The organism is Mycobacterium sp. E802, from assembly GCF_001666875.1.
In the GTDB taxonomy this organism is placed as follows: domain Bacteria; phylum Actinomycetota; class Actinomycetes; order Mycobacteriales; family Mycobacteriaceae; genus Mycobacterium.
In genome coordinates, this window is sequence record NZ_LZJD01000022.1 from 41,999 (window position 1) to 59,476 (window position 17,478).

At 66.2% G+C, this 17,478-nt stretch carries 19 protein-coding genes; 5 read left to right on the forward strand and 14 right to left on the reverse strand.

Annotated elements, in window-relative coordinates:
- Nucleotides 1–92 precede the first annotated feature (92 nt).
- The 3 genes from ddaH to A5699_RS03360 are packed head-to-tail and all read left to right on the forward strand — an operon-like array spanning nucleotide 93 to nucleotide 3,718.
- A complete protein-coding gene (gene ddaH / locus A5699_RS03350) occupies nucleotides 93–959 on the forward strand; it encodes a dimethylargininase (protein WP_067765322.1) in 867 nt (288 codons plus the stop codon).
- Nucleotides 956–2,194 carry an ornithine--oxo-acid transaminase gene (rocD, locus tag A5699_RS03355; protein ID WP_067765328.1) on the forward strand — a complete coding sequence of 413 codons (1,239 nt, stop codon included), beginning with the start codon at nucleotides 956–958 and terminating at the stop codon, nucleotides 2,192–2,194. Before ddaH ends, rocD begins: the two co-directional genes overlap by 4 nt.
- Before the next feature lie 27 nt (nucleotides 2,195–2,221).
- Nucleotides 2,222–3,718 (forward strand): amino acid permease, encoded by a 1,497-nt coding sequence (locus A5699_RS03360; RefSeq protein WP_067765331.1) that lies wholly within the window; start codon nucleotides 2,222–2,224, stop codon nucleotides 3,716–3,718.
- On the opposite strand, the gene A5699_RS03365 is transcribed toward A5699_RS03360, so the two are convergent.
- The 11 genes from A5699_RS03365 to A5699_RS03415 form a co-directional block, all read right to left on the reverse strand.
- Nucleotides 3,708–4,565: a mycofactocin-coupled SDR family oxidoreductase gene (locus tag A5699_RS03365; RefSeq protein WP_067765334.1), complete on the reverse strand. Its 858-nt coding sequence runs from the start codon at nucleotides 4,563–4,565 to the stop codon at nucleotides 3,708–3,710. The genes A5699_RS03360 and A5699_RS03365 overlap by 11 nt on opposite strands.
- 91 nt (nucleotides 4,566–4,656) lie before the next feature.
- Nucleotides 4,657–5,493, reverse strand: coding sequence for an SHOCT domain-containing protein (locus A5699_RS03370; RefSeq protein WP_067765342.1), 837 nt, complete (start codon nucleotides 5,491–5,493; stop codon nucleotides 4,657–4,659).
- 56 nt (nucleotides 5,494–5,549) lie between these two features.
- A complete protein-coding gene (locus A5699_RS03375; protein ID WP_231965550.1) occupies nucleotides 5,550–6,386 on the reverse strand; it encodes a cutinase family protein in 837 nt (278 codons plus the stop codon).
- Nucleotides 6,387–6,504: 118 nt separating this feature from the next.
- On the reverse strand, nucleotides 6,505–7,404 hold the full coding sequence (locus A5699_RS03380) for a hypothetical protein (RefSeq protein ID WP_067765345.1): 900 nt from the start codon (nucleotides 7,402–7,404) through the stop codon (nucleotides 6,505–6,507).
- A 165-nt stretch (nucleotides 7,405–7,569) separates the two neighbouring features.
- Nucleotides 7,570–8,760, reverse strand: a complete 1,191-nt coding sequence (tuf, locus tag A5699_RS03385; RefSeq protein WP_067765353.1) for an elongation factor Tu — start codon at nucleotides 8,758–8,760, stop codon at nucleotides 7,570–7,572.
- 88 nt (nucleotides 8,761–8,848) lie between these two features.
- Nucleotides 8,849–10,951: an elongation factor G gene (fusA, locus tag A5699_RS03390; protein ID WP_067765357.1), complete on the reverse strand. Its 2,103-nt coding sequence runs from the start codon at nucleotides 10,949–10,951 to the stop codon at nucleotides 8,849–8,851.
- An 87-nt stretch (nucleotides 10,952–11,038) separates the two neighbouring features.
- Entirely contained in the window at nucleotides 11,039–11,509 is a 471-nt protein-coding gene (rpsG, locus tag A5699_RS03395; RefSeq protein ID WP_018601866.1) for a 30S ribosomal protein S7, read from the reverse strand.
- Complete coding sequence (gene rpsL, locus A5699_RS03400) at nucleotides 11,509–11,883, reverse strand: 30S ribosomal protein S12 (RefSeq protein WP_066901499.1); 375 nt, start codon at nucleotides 11,881–11,883, stop codon at nucleotides 11,509–11,511. Before rpsL ends, rpsG begins: the two co-directional genes overlap by 1 nt.
- Nucleotides 11,884–12,152: 269 nt before the next feature.
- Nucleotides 12,153–12,776, reverse strand: a complete 624-nt coding sequence (locus A5699_RS03405) for a TetR/AcrR family transcriptional regulator (RefSeq protein WP_067765361.1) — start codon at nucleotides 12,774–12,776, stop codon at nucleotides 12,153–12,155.
- Between the two features lie 95 nt (nucleotides 12,777–12,871).
- Nucleotides 12,872–13,348 carry a DUF3558 domain-containing protein gene (locus A5699_RS03410; RefSeq protein ID WP_082957552.1) on the reverse strand — a complete coding sequence of 159 codons (477 nt, stop codon included), beginning with the start codon at nucleotides 13,346–13,348 and terminating at the stop codon, nucleotides 12,872–12,874.
- Nucleotides 13,349–13,403: 55 nt separating this feature from the next.
- Complete coding sequence (locus A5699_RS03415) at nucleotides 13,404–13,979, reverse strand: DUF3558 domain-containing protein (RefSeq protein WP_067765364.1); 576 nt, start codon at nucleotides 13,977–13,979, stop codon at nucleotides 13,404–13,406.
- 162 nt (nucleotides 13,980–14,141) lie between these two features.
- Between A5699_RS03415 and A5699_RS03420 the strand changes: the two genes are divergently transcribed.
- Complete coding sequence (locus tag A5699_RS03420) at nucleotides 14,142–14,531, forward strand: DUF3060 domain-containing protein (protein WP_067765367.1); 390 nt, start codon at nucleotides 14,142–14,144, stop codon at nucleotides 14,529–14,531.
- A gap of 32 nt (nucleotides 14,532–14,563) precedes the next feature.
- Nucleotides 14,564–14,980: a DUF3060 domain-containing protein gene (locus A5699_RS03425; RefSeq protein WP_231965551.1), complete on the forward strand. Its 417-nt coding sequence runs from the start codon at nucleotides 14,564–14,566 to the stop codon at nucleotides 14,978–14,980.
- Here A5699_RS03425 and A5699_RS03430 read toward each other — a convergent pair.
- The 3 genes from A5699_RS03430 to A5699_RS03440 are packed head-to-tail and all read right to left on the reverse strand — an operon-like array spanning nucleotide 14,977 to nucleotide 17,403.
- Nucleotides 14,977–15,759 carry a crotonase/enoyl-CoA hydratase family protein gene (locus A5699_RS03430; RefSeq protein WP_067765370.1) on the reverse strand — a complete coding sequence of 261 codons (783 nt, stop codon included), beginning with the start codon at nucleotides 15,757–15,759 and terminating at the stop codon, nucleotides 14,977–14,979. The genes A5699_RS03425 and A5699_RS03430 overlap by 4 nt on opposite strands.
- Nucleotides 15,756–16,487: a PaaX family transcriptional regulator C-terminal domain-containing protein gene (locus tag A5699_RS03435; RefSeq protein ID WP_231965552.1), complete on the reverse strand. Its 732-nt coding sequence runs from the start codon at nucleotides 16,485–16,487 to the stop codon at nucleotides 15,756–15,758. Before A5699_RS03435 ends, A5699_RS03430 begins: the two co-directional genes overlap by 4 nt.
- Before the next feature lies 1 nt (nucleotide 16,488).
- On the reverse strand, nucleotides 16,489–17,403 hold the full coding sequence (locus A5699_RS03440; protein WP_082957550.1) for a crotonase/enoyl-CoA hydratase family protein: 915 nt from the start codon (nucleotides 17,401–17,403) through the stop codon (nucleotides 16,489–16,491).
- Nucleotides 17,404–17,478 lie beyond the last annotated feature (75 nt).

The window sequence follows — 17,478 nt, forward strand, 5'->3', positions numbered from 1 at the left end:
GTTCGTGATAGCGAGTTTGACGCAAGATATCCCTGCAGTACAAGCAACAAGATGCGATTGATTGCGTCAGAGGTCGCTCATATCGTCGATTCATGACGATTTCGGGTGAACTCGTGAACCCCGCCGTATCCGAAACCGCCCGCCCGGCCTCGCACCCACGCACCGCGACGCCCCGCCGCTACGCCATGACCCCGCCGCGGCACTTCACCGTCGAGTACGCGATCAATCCGTGGATGGATGTCACCGTCCCCGTGGACACCGCACTTGCGCTTGCCCAATGGGAGACGTTGCGGCAGGCCTATACCGATCTCGGCCACACCGTCGAACTCGTCACGCCCCGCCCCGGTCTGCCCGACATGGTCTACGCCGCCAACGCCGGCTTCCTGATCGGCGACACCGCGGTGGTGGCCCGCTTCGCGTTTCCGCAGCGCACCGGTGAAGCCGAGGCGTACGCCGAGTGGATGGCTTCGCACGGCTACCGGCCGAGGTACACCGAGCACGTCAACGAGGGCCAGGGCGATCTGCTTCTTGCCGGGTCGAATCTGTTGGCCGGATACGGATTTCGCACCGACCGACGTGCTCACGACGAGATCGCGAGCCTCACCGGCCTACCCGTCACTAGCCTCGAGCTCGTCGACCCGCGGTTCTATCACCTCGACACCGCCCTGACCGTGCTCGACGACTCGACGATCGCCTACTATCCGCTGGCCTTCAGTGCCGCCGCGCGCCAAACGCTGCACGAATTGTTCAGCGACACCATCGAAGTGGGTTCGGCCGACGCTTATGTGCTGGGCCTCAACGGGGTGTCGGACGGGCGGCATGTGGTGCTGCCCGCGGCCGCCACCGGGTTGGCCGATCAACTGCGCCACGCCGGGTTCGAGCCGATCGGTGTCGACATGTCCGAGCTTCTCAAAGGCGGCGGCTCGGTCAAATGCTGCACCTTGGAGCTGCATCCATGACCGCGCTCGACCACGTGCAGCCGGCCACCACGACCGCCTCGGCGATCGAGCTCGACAACCGCCATGTCGCACACAACTATTCACCGTTGCCGGTGGTCGCGGTCGAGGCCGAGGGAGCCTGGATCACCGATGTGACCGGCCGCCGCTACCTGGATTGTCTGGCCGCGTATTCGGCGGTGAACTTCGGCCACCGCAACGCCGAGATCATGGCCGCCGCGCACGCCCAACTCGACCGGCTCACCCTCGTCAGCCGCGCCTTCCATTCCGAGGCACTCGGCCCGTTCGCCGAGGCATTGGCCGGGTTGTGCGGCAAGGACATGGTGTTGCCGATGAACACCGGTGCCGAGGCCGTGGAGAGCGGCATCAAGGTGGCCCGTAAGTGGGGCACCGACGTCAAAGGGGTGCCGGCCGGCGCTGCCAACATCGTCGTGGCACACAACAACTTCCACGGGCGAACCACGACGATCATCAGTTTTTCCGATGACGAGACCGCGCGCCGCGGTTTCGGCCCGTACACCCCGGGGTTCCGCTCCGTGCCCTTCGGAGACCATCGGGCAACCGAAGATGCGATCGACACGAACACCGTGGCGGTGTTGATCGAACCCATCCAGGGCGAGGCCGGCGTCATCGTCCCACCGAGCGACTTCCTGCCCCGGGTCCGGGAGATCTGCACCAGGAGCAACGTGCTGATGATCGCCGACGAAATTCAGTCCGGGCTGGCCCGCACCGGCCGGACGTTCGCCTGTGACCACTGGGATGTGGCCCCCGACGTGTACCTGCTCGGTAAGGCCCTGGGCGGTGGCGTGGTCCCGCTGTCCGCCGTGGTCGCCGATCGCGATGTACTGGACGTGCTGCATCCCGGCGAGCACGGCTCCACCTTCGGCGGCAACCCGCTGGCCGCGACGATCGGCACCACTGTGGTGGGGATTCTGCGCCGTGGCGAGTTCCAGCGTCGCTCAGCCGAACTCGGCGAGCGGCTGCACGAGCGCCTGACCCAACTCGTCGGCCACGGTGTCGATGCCGTGCGCGGTATGGGACTGTGGGCCGGCGTGGACATCGATCCGGCCCTCGGCACCGGCAAGCAGTTCGGCCTGGCACTGGCCGAACGCGGTGTGCTGGTCAAGGACACTCACGGCTCGACCTTGCGGTTCGCGCCGCCCCTGGTGGTGACCGCCGACGAGCTCGACTGGGCCGTTGACCAATTCGCCGACACCTTGGCCGAGGGGCGCCGATAATCGGTTGATCGGCGACAAGGAGGCACGATGTCGGCCCCAGCCAACAACCTGACCGGCCAGATGTTGCGGCGCAGACCGGCCATCGGTGCACCGGTGGCCCACGGCGCCTCCGACCGCCTGCGCCGAAGCATCGGCACGTTTCAGCTCACCTTGTTCGGTGTCGGGGCAACGGTCGGCACCGGCATCTTCATCGTGCTGCAGCAGGCCGTGCCCAAAGCCGGTCCCGCGGTTCTCGTCTCGTTCGTGGCTGCCGGTGTCGCCGCCGGGTTGTCGGCAATCTGTTATGCGGAAATGGCTGCCGCCGTGCCGGTTTCGGGATCCACCTACTCCTACGCCTACACCACGATGGGCGAGTTCATCGCGATGGGCGTCGCAGCCTGCCTGCTGCTCGAATACGGTGTATCGATGTCGGCGACGGCAGTCGGCTGGAGCGGTTACCTGAACAAGCTGTTGGAGAACGTCTTTGACCGGCGTCTCCCGCACGCGCTGTCGGCGGCACCCTGGGGCGATGACCCGGGGATCATCAACCTGCCCGCCGCGGTGCTGATCGTGATGTGTGCCCTCTTGCTGATCCGGGGAGCCAGTGAATCCGCGGCGGTCAACACGGTCATGGTGATCCTCAAGCTGTGCGTGCTCGGCATGTTCGTCGCCGTCGCGTTCACCGCGTTCAGCACCGATCATTTCGCCGGGTTCTGGGACAAGGGGTTCACCGGCATCACCGCCGCGGCCGGCACCATCTTCTTCACCTTCATCGGCCTGGACGCGGTGTCGACCGCAGGCGATGAGGTGAAGAATCCGCAGAAGACCATGCCCCGGGCGATCCTCGCGGCTCTGGTGGTGGTCACCAGCGTCTACATCCTGGTGGCGTTCGCCGGCCTGGGCACCCAGTCCGCCAACGCGTTCGGCTCTGAGGAGCAGGCCGAGGCCGGAATGTCGGTCATGCTCACCGACATCCTGCACGGCCAGACCTGGGCGAGCACGATTCTGGCTGCGGGCGCGGTCATCTCGATCTTCTCGGTCACCCTGGTGGTGATGTACGGCCAGACCCGCATCCTGTTCGCCATGGGCCGTGACGGCCTACTGCCGCCGCTGTTCGCAAAGGTCAACCCGCGCACCATGACCCCGGTCAACAACACGATCGTCGTCGCCGTGGTCACCGGCGGCCTCGCCGGGTTCGTGCCGTTGGACTATCTGTGGGATCTGGTGTCCATCGGCACCCTGGTGGCATTCATCGTGGTCTCGGTCGGAGTGATCATCCTGCGGGTGCGCGAGCCAGAGCTGCCCCGGGCCTTCAAAGTGCCGGGATACCCGGTGACCCCAGTTCTTTCCGTCCTGGCCTGCCTGTTCGTGCTCTACGGCCTGCCGTCCGTCACCTGGCTGTGGTTCGGGCTCTGGGTCGCGTCGGTGTTGACCTTCTACCTGTTGTGGAGCCGGCATCACAGTGCGCTGGGCGACGGAGGTGACGGCAACATCCCGGGCCCGGCGGCCGGTGCCGGTGCGACCCGGCGGAACCTCAGTACTTGAGCACGCCGCGATCGACCGCGATCTGACTGCCCGACAACGTGGCCGACCCGTCACCGGCCAACCACGCCACCACATCGGCAACTTCCTCGGGCGCCATGAACGCCGCGAGTCCTTCGTTCTTGCCGTCGGTTACCTTGTGATACGGCATCGGCGCAAAACTGTGCAGGAAGCTCGGGAACTTGGCGAAGATCTCGGCCATCGCCTCCGGTTCGATCATCGGAGTGTCGATCGAGTAGGGATGGATCGAGTTGACCCGGATACCGTACTCGCCCACCTCCAGCGCCAGGGTGTTGGTCAACGCCACCAAGCCGTGCTTGGAGGCCGCGTAATGACCGTTGCCCGGAGTGGCTTTCACTCCCGCCGACGAGCTGACGATGATGATCGACCCGCCGTTGCCGGCGTCGATCATGGCCGGAACCGCCGCGCGGATGGTCCGCCAGGTGCCGTTGAGGTTGACGTCGATGACGGTGTCGAACTGTTCTGGGCTCAGCTCCCACAGCCGGCCCCAGCTGAGCACACCGGCATTGGCCACCACGATGTCGAGCCGGCCGAACTGCTCGACACCGTCGGCCACGACCTGCTGCTGGGCGGCCAGGTCCCGGATGTCGACCTCGCGCGCGAGTACCTTGCGGCCGGCGGCCTCCACCGCGGCGACCGTCTCGGCCAGTTCCTCCGATGTGGCGGCCGGGTAGGTGATGGTGTCATCGACCGGTCGGCATACGTCGATCGCGATGATGTCGGCGCCCTCGTTTGCCAGCCGCACCGCGTGGGCCCGCCCTTGACCGCGTGCAGCGCCGGTGACAAACGCCACCCGGCCTTCCAACGACGTTGCCTTACCTGCCGCCATGCCAGGGTCCTTTCTGGAGTCTGGGCACAGGCTAACACCAGAAGTAGAACGTGTTCCTGGACTGGGGCCAGTCAGTGGGACAACCCAAAATCTAGAGCTCGGCGATGATCTGCTGCCGCTTCGCGGTGTACTCGTCTTCGCTGATGGCGCCCGTCGCGCGCAAGGTTTCGAGCTCCTGGAGACGTTGCGCCGTCGAGGGTGCCGGCGGCACGAGCAACGGTGCGCCCGGTGCGGCGGCCGGCACGGCCGGCGCCGCAGGCGCCGCCTCGGCCGCCGCGCGCCGAACCACAGCCTGAACCTGTTGGCGCGCCGAAGGATTGGACCGCAGATCGATCATGTCGTTGATCTCGATGCCATGTGTCTTGAGGATCTGCAGGATCTCCATCAACGGGCCGGACTGACCGGTCAGGTCGTAGGTCTTGTTCTCCTCGGCGATGGCGAACGTCGCGGGCATCAGCCCACCGATCAAACCGCTTCTCTCCCAATCGATCCGGTACTCGTTGGTGGTCGGGTCGACGAGGGCGACCAACTTGCGGTTGGTGATCATCGGAAGCCGTGACACCGAGGCCAGTACTCGATCCTGGCTGGCGAACGGCGCGAGGCCGGGCCCGGAGATCTGCAGGTCCAATTTCACCAAAGGCTGTTCGTTGATGCGGGTTCCGGTCTCGTGGATACCGGTGACCTGGGCCAGTGCCAGCACGCCGACCTGTTCCAGCCTGCTGTTCTGCGCGGCCGACCTCGACCCGGCGGCGGTGATCCCCAACGCGATCAGTACGTCGACCGCGGTGATCAGCAGGCCCGTCCAGAACATCCACTTCATCACCGGATCACCGCCGGTGACGAAGTAGATGGTCAAGAATATGGGGCCGACGATGCCACACATCAGCACGAAAGCCTGAATACGTACGTAACGCCAGAAAGTGGACATCGCGCGCTCCCGTCGTCGGCTGGGCGCCATCAGATTAACGCCCGCAACCGCCCAGGTCAGGAGTGAACGACGCCATCGGCCGCGACGGCCGTCGGCACCACCTGCTGCATCGGCGACGGACCCAGCAGCCCGTACAGCGGTCGGGTCCACCGGTACCCTCCGCTGCTGGAGCGGGCGTAGCTGGTGTGCACGGCGATTGCGGTGGCCGTCACCTCGTCGGCGTCCGGATCGTAATCACAGACTGCGTCGCCGCGGTCGCACACGCTGATCGTGCGGTTGCCGATCGAGGCGGGCAGCGGGCCCGGGGCATGGGCCAGGATCGGCCAGTCCTGCGCCACACCTTTACCGGCTCCGCGTATCGCGGTCGCCGTGCCGAGGTTGAGCGTCGGATCGGTCGGCAACCGGTCGCCGTCGGCGACCAACAGGGCGGCCGCCAGATTCGGGCTACCGGCCAGAGCCGCCAGATTTCGGTGTACCACCATCGCACCCTGCGAATAGCCGGCCAGCACCACCTTGGTCGACGGGCACTGCTGGGTGAACGCCGCGTACTGGTTGGCCAGCGCCGCCACCCCGGCGTCCACACTGCTCATGAAACCGCCCCAGCCCAGCAGGTCGCCGTCGGCGGGGACCGGCGCGGCGGGATAGACCACGGGCTCGGCAGTCATCGTCCGGCCGTCCTGCTGCACCCACCCGCCGAGGTCTCGCAGAGAGTTGTAGACCACCCGGCCCATGCCGGCATCGGCCGTCGGATCGTCACGCTCACCGGAACCGGCGACGCCGATCCAGTGGACGTCCGGGCAACCGGGCGCCGCCTGTGCTGGGCTCGCGGCCAGTCCGACCGCCGACCCACCGAGCACGGCGGCCGCCGCCAGCGCCCACATCTGTCGCAACATGTTGTCCCCAACCCGTGTAGCTCGTCTATGCAATAGAGATCGGCTCAGCCGTCACACGCGTTACACCGAACGAGAATCCAGGCCAGCGCACGAAACGGCGCCCACCACATGGGAGGGATTAGAACGGGAGCCCGATCGCCCGGGTGATGCTCGGCAGCTTGGCGAACGGATCCTCGAAATGCGGCAGCTGCGGCGGCGGGATCTTCGTCCAATCAATCGGCGGCAGCTGCGGCGGGGGGACCTTCGTCCAGTCCACCGCAGGAAGGTTCGCACCGGCTGCAACGGCCGGGCCCAGCATCAACGCCGACAGCCCATCCGCCGGAGGTACCGCCGGATTTCCCCAGGGATTCTGGCGGTTCTGGTTGTCCCACGCGATGAGGAAGTTGGCCAACACGTTCAGCGCCCCGTTGCCGACCCACCCCGTCGTCCCGGTCACGGCACTGATCAACGCGTCGATACCGGGCTGGGCGTTCGCCGCCGCTATGGCGGACTGCCAGGCGGGGTTCACCGGCCCGAGGCCGAAGTCGAGAGCCGGCCAGGCCGGCGCGGCCGCCGATGCTGGGGGCACGGCAGCAGGAGCCGCCGACACAGCCGGGGCCGGCGGAGCCGGCGAAACGACCTTGGCCGGCGGCACGGTCGGGACGGCGAAGATGTCGGCCAGTCCCCCACCCGAATCGATCGCAGGTGTGGCCGCAGCGACGGGCTTCGGGGCGGAGGTTGACGGTGACGTCGGCAGAAGTGCTTCCAAGTTGGGTGCGACCGAGTGGGCGGCAACCGGTTTCGCTGGCGCTGGCGCTGGCGCCGGTGCCGCGGGCGACGACGCGGCGACGGCCGGGCCCGTGTTCTCGGCCGGCGCGGTCTCCGGCCGCTTTGTGGTGACCCCGATCAGGGCCGCTACCGCGACAACGGCGACTGTCGTCGAGATGCCCGCGACGATTCGCGACGGGGTCAGCTGACCGCGGATCTGTTCGGCGCGCGTCGTCACCGTCGGCGTCGGTTCGGTTACCTCGACGTCCACGTCACACCTCGGCTTTCGGCGGGAGCTCGTAGCCGTCAACTCTATTCGCCATCGGCTAATGGCGCACTATATCGAGTCCCCACGTTTCAAGGCCAGAAGTTCGTGGAATAGCAAACGGCGCCCACCCTTTCGGGTGAGCGCCGTTCGTCGTGCTAGGTCAGATCATCACTTGATGATCTTGGTAACCCGGCCGGCGCCGACGGTACGGCCGCCCTCGCGGATCGCGAAGCGCAGGCCCTCGTCCATGGCGACGGGCTGGATCAGCTTGACGGAGATGTCGGTGTTGTCACCGGGCATCACCATCTCGGTGCCCTCGGGCAGGGTCACCACGCCGGTCACGTCCGTGGTACGGAAGTAGAACTGCGGACGGTAGTTGTTGAAGAACGGCGTGTGGCGGCCGCCCTCGTCCTTGGACAGGATGTAGACGCTGCCCTCGAACTCGGTGTGCGGGGTGGTGGTGCCGGGCTTGACCACAACCTGGCCACGCTCGACGTCCTCGCGCTTGATGCCACGAACCAGCAGACCGACGTTGTCGCCGGCCTGGCCCTGGTCGAGCAGCTTGCGGAACATTTCCACGCCGGTGACGGTGGTCTTGGTCGTGGTCGGGCGGATGCCGACGATCTCGACCTCTTCGTTGACGTTGATCACGCCACGCTCGACGCGACCGGTCACCACGGTGCCACGACCGGTGATGGTGAAGACGTCCTCGACGGGCATCAGGAACGGCTTGTCGGTCTCACGAACCGGATCCGGGATCGACTCGTCGACGGCCTCCATGAGGTCCTCGACCGACTTGACCCACTTGGGGTCACCCTCGAGCGCCTTCAGCGCGGAGACCCGGATGACCGGGGCATCCTCGTCGAAGTCCTGGGCGGCCAGCAGTTCGCGGACCTCCATCTCGACGAGCTCGAGGAGCTCCTCGTCGTCGACCATGTCCGACTTGTTCAGCGCCACGAGGATGTAGGGCACACCCACCTGACGGCCCAGCAGCACGTGCTCGCGGGTCTGCGGCATCGGGCCGTCGGTCGCGGCGACCACCAGGATCGCGCCGTCCATCTGGGCGGCACCGGTGATCATGTTCTTGATGTAGTCGGCGTGGCCGGGGGCGTCCACGTGTGCGTAGTGGCGCTTCTCGGTCTGGTACTCAACATGCGAGATGTTGATGGTGATACCGCGCTGACGCTCTTCAGGCGCGTTGTCGATCTGGTCGAATGCGCGCGACTCGTTCAAATCGGGGTACTTGTCGTGCAGAACCTTGGTGATTGCTGCGGTGAGCGTGGTCTTGCCGTGGTCAACGTGACCGATGGTCCCGATGTTGACGTGCGGCTTCGTCCGCTCGAACTTCGCCTTCGCCACTGTGGTGTCCTCCTGGACTGTGTTGGTGCTTGTACTTAAGCAGTGTTGATGTGTTCAGTTGTGATTCCGCTGAGGGGCGGGCCAGAGCTTACTGACCCGTCGCCTTCGCGATGATCTCCTTCGACACGTTCGCCGGAACCTCGGCGTACGAGTCGAACACCATGGAGTAGTTCGCCCGGCCCTGGGTCTTCGACCGAAGGTCGCCGACATAGCCGAACATCTCCGACAGCGGCACCTGTGCCTTGACGACACGCGCACCGCTGCGCTCCTCCATGGCCTGGATCTGACCACGGCGGGAGTTCAGGTCGCCGATCACGTCGCCCATGTAGTCCTCGGGCGTCGTGACCTCGACAGCCATGATGGGCTCCAGGATGACCGGCTGGGCCGCCTGAGCGGCCTTCTTCAGCACCTGCGAACCCGCCACCTTGAACGCCATTTCCGAGGAGTCGACCTCGTGGTAGGCGCCATCGAGCAGCGTCACCTTCAGGTTCACCAGCGGGTAACCGGCGAGCACACCGTACTGCATCGCGTCCTGCGCACCGGCATCCACCGACGGGATGTACTCACGCGGGATGCGGCCACCGGTGACCTTGTTCTCGAACTCGTAGGTGGCACCGTCCTCGCCGACGAACGGCTCGAGGTCGATCAGCACCTTCGCGAACTGGCCCGAGCCACCCGTCTGCTTCTTGTGGGTGAACTCGACCTTCTCCACCTTGCGGCGGATGGTCTCGCGGTAGGCCACCTGCGGCTTGCCGACGTTGGCCTCGACCTTGAACTCGCGACGCATACGGTCGACGAGGATGTCGAGGTGCAGCTCGCCCATGCCGCCGATGACGGTCTGGCCGGTCTCGGCGTCCAGGTGCACCTTGAAGGTGGGGTCCTCTTCGGCGAGCTTCTGGATCGCGGTGCCCAGCTTCTCCTGGTCACTCTTGGTCTTGGGCTCGATGGCCACCTCGATCACCGGATCCGGGAAGGTCATCGACTCGAGCACGACCTGCTGGTTCGGATCGCACAAGGTGTCGCCGGTGGTGGTGTCCTTCAGACCGATCACCGCGTAGATGTGACCAGCGGAGGCCGACTCAACCGGGTTCTCCTTGTTGGCGTGCATCTGGAACAGCTTGCCCAGCCGCTCCTTCTTGCCCTTGGTGGCGTTGATGACCTGCGCACCGGACTCGACCTTGCCCGAGTACACCCGGACGTAGGTGAGCTTGCCGAAGAAGGGGTGCACGGCGATCTTGAATGCCAGTGCGGCGAACGGCTCGTCGACCGACGGCTTGCGCAGGACCTCGTCGTCCTCCTTGCCGGGGACGTGACCCTTGACCGACTCGACGTCCAGCGGCGAGGGCAGGTAGTCGATGACGGCGTCCAGCATCGGCTGCACACCCTTGTTCTTGAACGCACTGCCGCACAGCACCGGGTACAGCTCGCTGTTCACGGTCAGCTTGCGGATGGCGCCCTTGATCTCATCGATGGTGAGCTCTTCGCCACCGAGGTACTTCTCCAAAAGTTCCTCGTCGGTCTCGGCGACGGTGTCCAGCAGCTCGCTGCGGTACTGCTCGGCCTTCTCGACCAGGTCGGCCGGGATCTCGACGGTCTCGTAGCTCTCACCGAGCTTCGTCTCGCCGCGCCACACCTTGGCCTTCATCTCGACCAGGTCGACGATGCCCTCAAAGTCGTTCTCGGCACCGATCGGCAGCTGGATCACCAGCGGCTTGGCGCCGAGGCGGTCCTTGATGGTCTGCACGGTGAAGTAGAAGTCCGCACCGAGCTTGTCCATCTTGTTGACGAAGCAGATCCGCGGCACGTCGTACTTGTCGGCCTGACGCCACACCTGCTCGGACTGCGGCTCGACACCTTCCTTGCCGTCGAACACGGCGACGGCACCATCGAGCACGCGCAGGCTGCGCTCCACCTCGACGGTGAAGTCGACGTGCCCGGGGGTGTCGATGATGTTGATCTGGTTGCCGTTCCAGAAGCAGGTGACGGCGGCGGAGGTGATGGTGATACCACGCTCCTGCTCCTGCTCCATCCAGTCGGTCGTGGAGGCACCGTCGTGCGTCTCACCGATCTTGTAGTTGACGCCGGTGTAATAGAGGATGCGCTCTGTCGTCGTCGTCTTGCCGGCGTCGATGTGCGCCATGATGCCGATGTTGCGGACCTTGTTCAGGTCAGTCAGCACGTCCTGTGCCACGGAAGTCTTCCCAACTCTTTCGCTTGCTTGATTAGGTGTTCGATTACGCGCCCGCCTGCACCCGACGCTGGATGCCGGGCGCGGATATCACCAGCGGTAGTGCGCGAAAGCCCGGTTCGCTTCGGCCATCTTGTGAGTGTCCTCACGACGCTTCACAGCGGCACCGAGGCCGTTGCTGGCATCCAGGATCTCGTTGGCGAGGCGCTCGACCATGGTCTTCTCGCGACGGGCCTTGGAGAAGCTCACCAGCCAGCGCAGGGCCAGCGTGGTGGAGCGATCGGGGCGCACCTCGACCGGAACCTGGTAGGTGGCACCACCGACGCGACGGCTGCGCACCTCCAGGGCGGGCTTGACGTTGTCCAGCGCGCGCTTGAGGGTGACGACCGGGTCGGTACCGGTCTTGTCGCGGGCCTGCTCCAGCGCACCGTAGACAATGCGCTCGGCCAGCGACTTCTTGCCGTCCAGCAGAACCTTGTTGACCAGCTGGGTGACCAGCTGCGACCCGTAGACCGGATCGTTGACCAACGGACGCTTCGGCGCGGGTCCCTTGCGCGGCATCAGCTCTTCTCCTTCTTCGCGCCGTAACGGCTACGGGCCTGCTTGCGGTTCTTGACGCCCTGGGTGTCGAGCGACCCGCGGATGATCTTGTAGCGAACGCCGGGGAGGTCCTTCACACGACCGCCGCGCACCAGCACCATCGAGTGCTCCTGCAGGTTGTGGCCCTCACCGGGGATGTAGGCGGTGACCTCGACCGCGCTGGTCAGCTTCACGCGTGCGACCTTGCGAAGCGCCGAGTTCGGCTTCTTCGGGGTGGTGGTGTACACGCGGGTGCACACGCCGCGGCGCTGCGGGCTGCCCTTGAGAGCCGCCGTCTTCACCTTGGCGACCTTGTCGCGGCGACCCTTGCGGACCAGCTGGTTGATGGTTGGCATGTACCGGCTTTCTCTGTGTTGCTTCTTGCTGTTTAAGTCTCTGTACTGCAGTTATCCCCCGACCGCGTACCCCGCGTCCGGGCGTGTCGCACGTTCCTACACCGGCGGAATTCCGATGCGTGATAGACATGCAGAGTGGCCCGGCGTGCGGGCACGCTTGCGAAGCACTCAGCCGCGTGCGCCTTCCGGCCAGGCACGATCTACCACAATACCAGGGCTGGCCGTGCCGAACCAAACCCGCTCACGACGACCTATTCCCAGGTCAGACGCTACGACCCCGTTTGCCCCATACCGGAGGCCAACCGCCGAAGCATATCGGTGAACACCGCATCGGTGTCGATGTCATCCATCACACCCGTCATTTCCAGCAGCACGAAACCGTGCAGGGCCGACCAGAACTGCAGGGCGGCGTAGAACGCGTCCTCCCCCTGCAGCCCGTAGGAGGCCAGGACCTCGATCACCGGTCCGGCCGCGGCCCGGGTGGCTGCCGAGTATTCAGGGTCGTCGCCGCCGAACGGCATGCGGGTGAACGCCGAGTAGCGGCCCGGATGGTGGTGCGCATAGCTGCGGTAGGCACTGGCCATCACCGACACCGCATCATCGCGGGTCCGGCCGGCGCCGACGGTGTTCAACATTTCGATGATGTCGTCGATGACCCGCATGCGCACCGTCCGGCGCAGGTCGTCGAGGCTGTGCACGTGGTTGTAGAGCGACGGCCCCTTGGTGCCGAGCTGCCCGGCGAGCGCGTTGATCGTCAGCGCATCCCAACCTTCACGGTCCAGAAACGTCAGTGCCGCGTTGACGATGGTCTCGCGGCTGAGCTTGGTGGTCCGCGCCGGCCGTACCTGGGCACGTTTGGTGCCAGCCGCCTGTGGCTCCGGCCGAGCTGACATGTGGGCACTGCCTTCGGGTCGAGGGGATCTTGGGGTTCACGAAGTACGGCCCCCGTGGGGTCGCCGTGAAACTCTAGCCCCTCAGGCAGGTCAGATCAGTTCACCCGGCCCTGACTGAGCCGGGCGAGTTTCTCCGTGATCTGACACAGATCGGGCAGTGTGGCCGGGTTCATCGTCTGAATCGACCAGGTGATGACGTCGTGGCCCTTGGCCACATAGATGCTGCACACGTTCGCGTCCGAGGCACGGAAACCCTTGTTCCCGTCGATCGTCAGCTCCGTCAGAGTCCGTCCGGCTCGCGTCTCCAACGTGCGCTCGGTGTCCATGTCACTACCCCGGTACCACCAGGTGGAGATGCCCATGCCCGCGCCGAAGGTGCCCAGCATCGAGTTCTCCTGCCAGAAGCAGCCGGTGTCGCTGACCACGGCCTTGCTGAACATCGACGAGCCCACCGCCTCGACGATGTCGGCATCGGTGATGCCGTTGCAATCCGCGCCGTGAAAGCCCCCGCCGATGGATTCCGGCTCCGGGGGCGGCGCGGTGTCGGACCGACCACAGGCGGCCAGCGTCATCAGCCCGGCCGCCACGGCGGCCAGGCACAACGCAGTGCGGGAGCGGTGCGCCACGTCAGAGTTCCGATTGCAGGGTGGCCGAAAGCAGCTTCTTGGCGTCGCGGCACGGGTCGCCCTTGCCGACGCTGCCGGCGCCCCGGAACTGCACCCACCAGCTGATCACGCCTGATCCGGCGGCCGCGGTCGCCGAACAGGCCGCACCGGTGACGTCCCGCCGCGCCAGGAACGCCTGGTGCCGTTCCACCACGACATCGGTGATCTCGGCGTTGCGGCTGCGGGCCACCGCCCGCTCACGCGCCAAAGACCCCTCCTCGAACCACGCGAAGATGACGTCGAGCATCGCCAGCGATTCGGAATCCGGCCCGGCGCCGGGGTTCAGCTTGCGTGACAGCACGTACTGACACACCGCGCCGCTGTAGGGCCGGACGATGTTGTCGGCGGTGAGAATCTCCTGGATCGTGCTGTCGACCAACAGCCCGCACCGGTCGTCGACGTATCCGAAGCTGCGGTCTGGATCGGCGGTGTCAGTCGACGCGCGCTGAGCCGCCCCGTCGATGGTGTGCGCACACCCCGCGACGGTCACCACGGCTGTGACCGCCACGGCAGCAGCCCGAGCAACACACCGACGCATTGCTGACCACGGTACCCAGCACGGACACCGCCCGCGACTCGTCGGCGCCGCCCGCGCCAAACTGGGCAACACCTGCCGCCGCGCCGAGGCCGCCCCGTACTCTTCGTTGCAGCGGACTGTGCGTTGCAGCAGAGTCGCAGCGGATCGGAAGGGGATCTCACCGTGAATTGGACAGCTGTGGGACGGACGAAGCTCGTTGGGCTGGCCGTCGGTGTGCTCGTATTGCCGCTCGCCTCGACCGTCGGGGTGCCCAGCGCAGCAGCCAAGAACGGCGACACCCACATCACCGGCCAGGGCCTCGAACAAACGTTGGACTGCAACAACTCCACGCTGTTGGTGAACGGCACCGGTAACCGGATCAACGCGATGGGTACCTGCTGGGCCGTGACGGTGCAGGGGTCCTCCAACGTGGTGATCGCGGAGAACGTCATCAACGACATCACCGTGTACGGCTGGGATCAGACGGTGTTCTTCAAGAACGGTGACCCGGCGCTGATCGACCGCGGCCGTGAACTGGCGTTGGTCAACCAGATCAGCCGCGTACCCGCTTGAGGAAGCCTGAGGAAGAAAGTAGAGACAGACCCGTGATCGCCCGTTTTCGCCCCGCCCCGTTGATCCTCGGCGCCGGTGCCGCCGTCGCCACGCTCACGCTTGCGGCGTGTGGCTCGGAAAGTTCGGACACCACCAGCCCGAGTGCCACCGCCGGATCCTCCGGCGTCAACGTGGAGGTCGGCAACACCATCAACTACATGTCGGTCGGCACCACGACGGAGATCGACTGCGCGGACGGCAAGTCGCTCACGGTCGGCGGCACCAACAACACGCTGACGGTCAAGGGCACCTGCGCCAACGTCAACGTCGGGGGATCCGACAACAAGATCACCTTCGAACGGATCGACAAGGGCCTGACCATCGTCGGGCTGAACAACACCATCAGCTACGCCGCCGGCGACCCCAAGGTCAACAACACCGGCAGCAACAACACCGTCAACAAGGGTTAGTCGCCGCGGGGTTGGTCGGCGCGAGCCCCGTGCCGACCGGCGCCGGCGGCGAACCGGCCCGCCCCATGGGCGGCCTCATCCTGCACACCGAAGATGCTGGCGAACTCGAATTCCATTGCCGCCTCTTCGGTCTCACCCCATTGGTGCAGTGCCGAGAGCCGGTCGGCCCGCAGACACTGCTGCGGTAACCGGGCCAGTTCGGCAGCCAGCTCCTCGGCATGGGCGCGAGCTTGCCCCTTGGGCACGACGCGGTTGGCCAGCCCGATCGCCTGGGCTTCGGCGGCGTCGACGGCGCGTCCGGTGAGGATCAGGTCCATCGCCCGGCTCTGACCGATCAGACGCGGCAACCGGACGGTGCCACCGTCGATCAGCGGCACACCCCAGCGGCGGCAGAACACGCCCATCACGGCGTCCTCCTCGACCACCCGAAGGTCACACCACAGCGCCAGCTCCAGACCACCGGCCACGGCATGCCCGCTGATCGCGGCAATCACCGGCTTGGACAACACCATTCGACTCGGGCCCATCGGACCGGGCCCGGTGCGGTGCAGCTGGTTCATCTGCGGGGTGCCGAACGCCTTGAGATCAGCGCCGGCACAGAAGGTTCCACCCGCACCGGTCAGTACCGCAACCGCAGCGTCATCGTCGGCGTCGAACTGCTCGAACGCGGCGAACAGGGCCGCGGCCGTGGGGCCGTCGACCGCGTTGCGGGCATGTGCGCGGTCGATGACGACGGTGGTCACCGCACCGTTACGTTCGACCCGGACTGCGTCGCTCACGTGGCCTCCAGGAGTTCGGTCTGGTCGCGTCGTGCGACGAGTTCGGCGGCGAAGTCGGTGTAGGCCTTGCGCAATTCGGCCCCCGGCCACCGGTCCGGCAGTAGCTCGTCGGGAAGTACCGGGTCCGCCAGCAGGTGACGCACGATGCCCGCCGCTGCGACGAACCGACCCGGGACGTCGGTCGCAGCCGAAATCTGTTGCAGCAATTGCTCGCCGGTGTGACGCCACCCCGGAAGGTCCCACAGCGCGCCGGCCAGCCCGGCCGGATCGGCGTCACGGGCCTGCAGCAGCCGGGTGCGGGAAACGATCTCCTGCGGCAACACCTGGTCGAGGTTGTCCGGGCGCATCCACACACCCTCCCGCAGCTCACCGAACCGGTACTGCTGCAAGGCGTTGCGCAACGAGGCACGGGTACGGGCATCGGTGCCGATGCTGGTGATCACCAGCATCGACCACTGCCCGTCATAATCCCGCAGCCGCGGATCGATCGCGTCGTCCTGCCGACGTTGCCGGGTCAACAGCCGGTCGGACAGCCGATAGCCGTCCTCGGAGCGCACCAGGTCACCGGCACTGACCATCCGGGTCAGCGCCACCCGCAGCGTGGGCTCTTTGATGTCGAAATCGGCTGTCAGCCGGACCAGTTCGGCCGCACTCGCCCACGCTGGATGCGCACCCAACAGCACGCTCAACACCACTGAGCGGGCCGTCATCCGTGTGAGCGCCGGCATGTCAGACCCCGGAAGACCGGCGTCCGAAGTCACCCATCGGCTCGTCGCGGTGACGCACCGCTTCGCGGAAGCCGTGCTGAACCGCATCGGCGACGAACGCGTGCCCCTCGGGAGTGTGCCGGGCGATGCCGTCGAACACCGTGCTGACCATCCGGCTGGTCGCCACACCCTGCTGCATCAGGGCCGTGTTGCACGCCAGCTTGGCCATGATGAGCTGGTTGACGGGCATCGCCGCGATGCGCTCGACGAGCCGCTCGGTGCGTTCATCGAGATCTTCGGGTTCCGGCGCCTCGACGGCCAAACCCCACTCCGCCGCCTGCGCGCCCGTGAGGCAATCCCCGGTGAACAGAAGACGTTTGGCACGTTGATCGCCGAGCCGGTGGGCCCATAGTCCGGCGGCCGGAACACCCCACACCCGCAGCGGCGGATAGCCGATCTTGGCGTCGGCCGCAGCGATCACCTGGTCGGCATGCAGTGCGATGTCGGTGCCACCGGCCACGCAGTAGCCGTGGATCTTGACCACGGTCGGCTTGTCGGCGTGCATCAGACTGGAGAAGCCACGCACGAATCGGCTCATCATCTGGTAGTCGACCATGGGGTCCCATGGCTGGTCCGGAAGATGATTGATCGCTTGGGTTTTCCCGGCCAGCACGGTCCCGTCATACCGGGCTCCGCCGGCCTCACCGGTCCCGTCGGCGTAGGCGGACAAGTCGAATCCGGCGCAGAAACCCTCGCCCCGGCCGGACACCAGGATCACGTGGACATTGGGGTCCAGATCCGCCCGCTCGACCAGGGCCTGCAGCTCGAGCGGCGTGTCGGCGACGATCGAGTTGCCTTTTTCCGGACGGTTGAAGGTGATTCGTGCGACCCGGTCGGTGACCTCGTAGGTCATGGTCTTGAGATTGTCGACGTCCACTAGCTCCCCTTTGCCCCCACGTTCTCCCCGCGAGCAGACATAAAACCGCACTCTATTGGGCGATTTCGGGCGGGT

Bases quoted from the DNA above. Each gene is read 5' to 3' on its own strand.
- ddaH (WP_067765322.1), top strand. From the start codon at position 93: ATGACGATTTCGGGTGAACTCGTGAACCCCGCCGTATCCGAAACCGCC.
- rocD (WP_067765328.1), top strand. From the start codon at position 956: ATGACCGCGCTCGACCACGTGCAGCCGGCCACCACGACCGCCTCGGCG.
- A5699_RS03360 (WP_067765331.1), top strand. From the start codon at position 2,222: ATGTCGGCCCCAGCCAACAACCTGACCGGCCAGATGTTGCGGCGCAGA.
- A5699_RS03365 (WP_067765334.1), bottom strand. From the start codon at position 4,565: ATGGCGGCAGGTAAGGCAACGTCGTTGGAAGGCCGGGTGGCGTTTGTC.
- A5699_RS03370 (WP_067765342.1), bottom strand. From the start codon at position 5,493: ATGTCCACTTTCTGGCGTTACGTACGTATTCAGGCTTTCGTGCTGATG.
- A5699_RS03375 (WP_231965550.1), bottom strand. From the start codon at position 6,386: ATGTTGCGACAGATGTGGGCGCTGGCGGCGGCCGCCGTGCTCGGTGGG.
- rpsG (WP_018601866.1), bottom strand. From the start codon at position 11,509: ATGCCGCGCAAGGGACCCGCGCCGAAGCGTCCGTTGGTCAACGATCCG.
- rpsL (WP_066901499.1), bottom strand. From the start codon at position 11,883: ATGCCAACCATCAACCAGCTGGTCCGCAAGGGTCGCCGCGACAAGGTC.
- A5699_RS03405 (WP_067765361.1), bottom strand. From the start codon at position 12,776: ATGTCAGCTCGGCCGGAGCCACAGGCGGCTGGCACCAAACGTGCCCAG.
- A5699_RS03410 (WP_082957552.1), bottom strand. From the start codon at position 13,348: ATGACGCTGGCCGCCTGTGGTCGGTCCGACACCGCGCCGCCCCCGGAG.
- A5699_RS03415 (WP_067765364.1), bottom strand. From the start codon at position 13,979: ATGCGTCGGTGTGTTGCTCGGGCTGCTGCCGTGGCGGTCACAGCCGTG.
- A5699_RS03435 (WP_231965552.1), bottom strand. From the start codon at position 16,487: ATGCCGGCGCTCACACGGATGACGGCCCGCTCAGTGGTGTTGAGCGTG.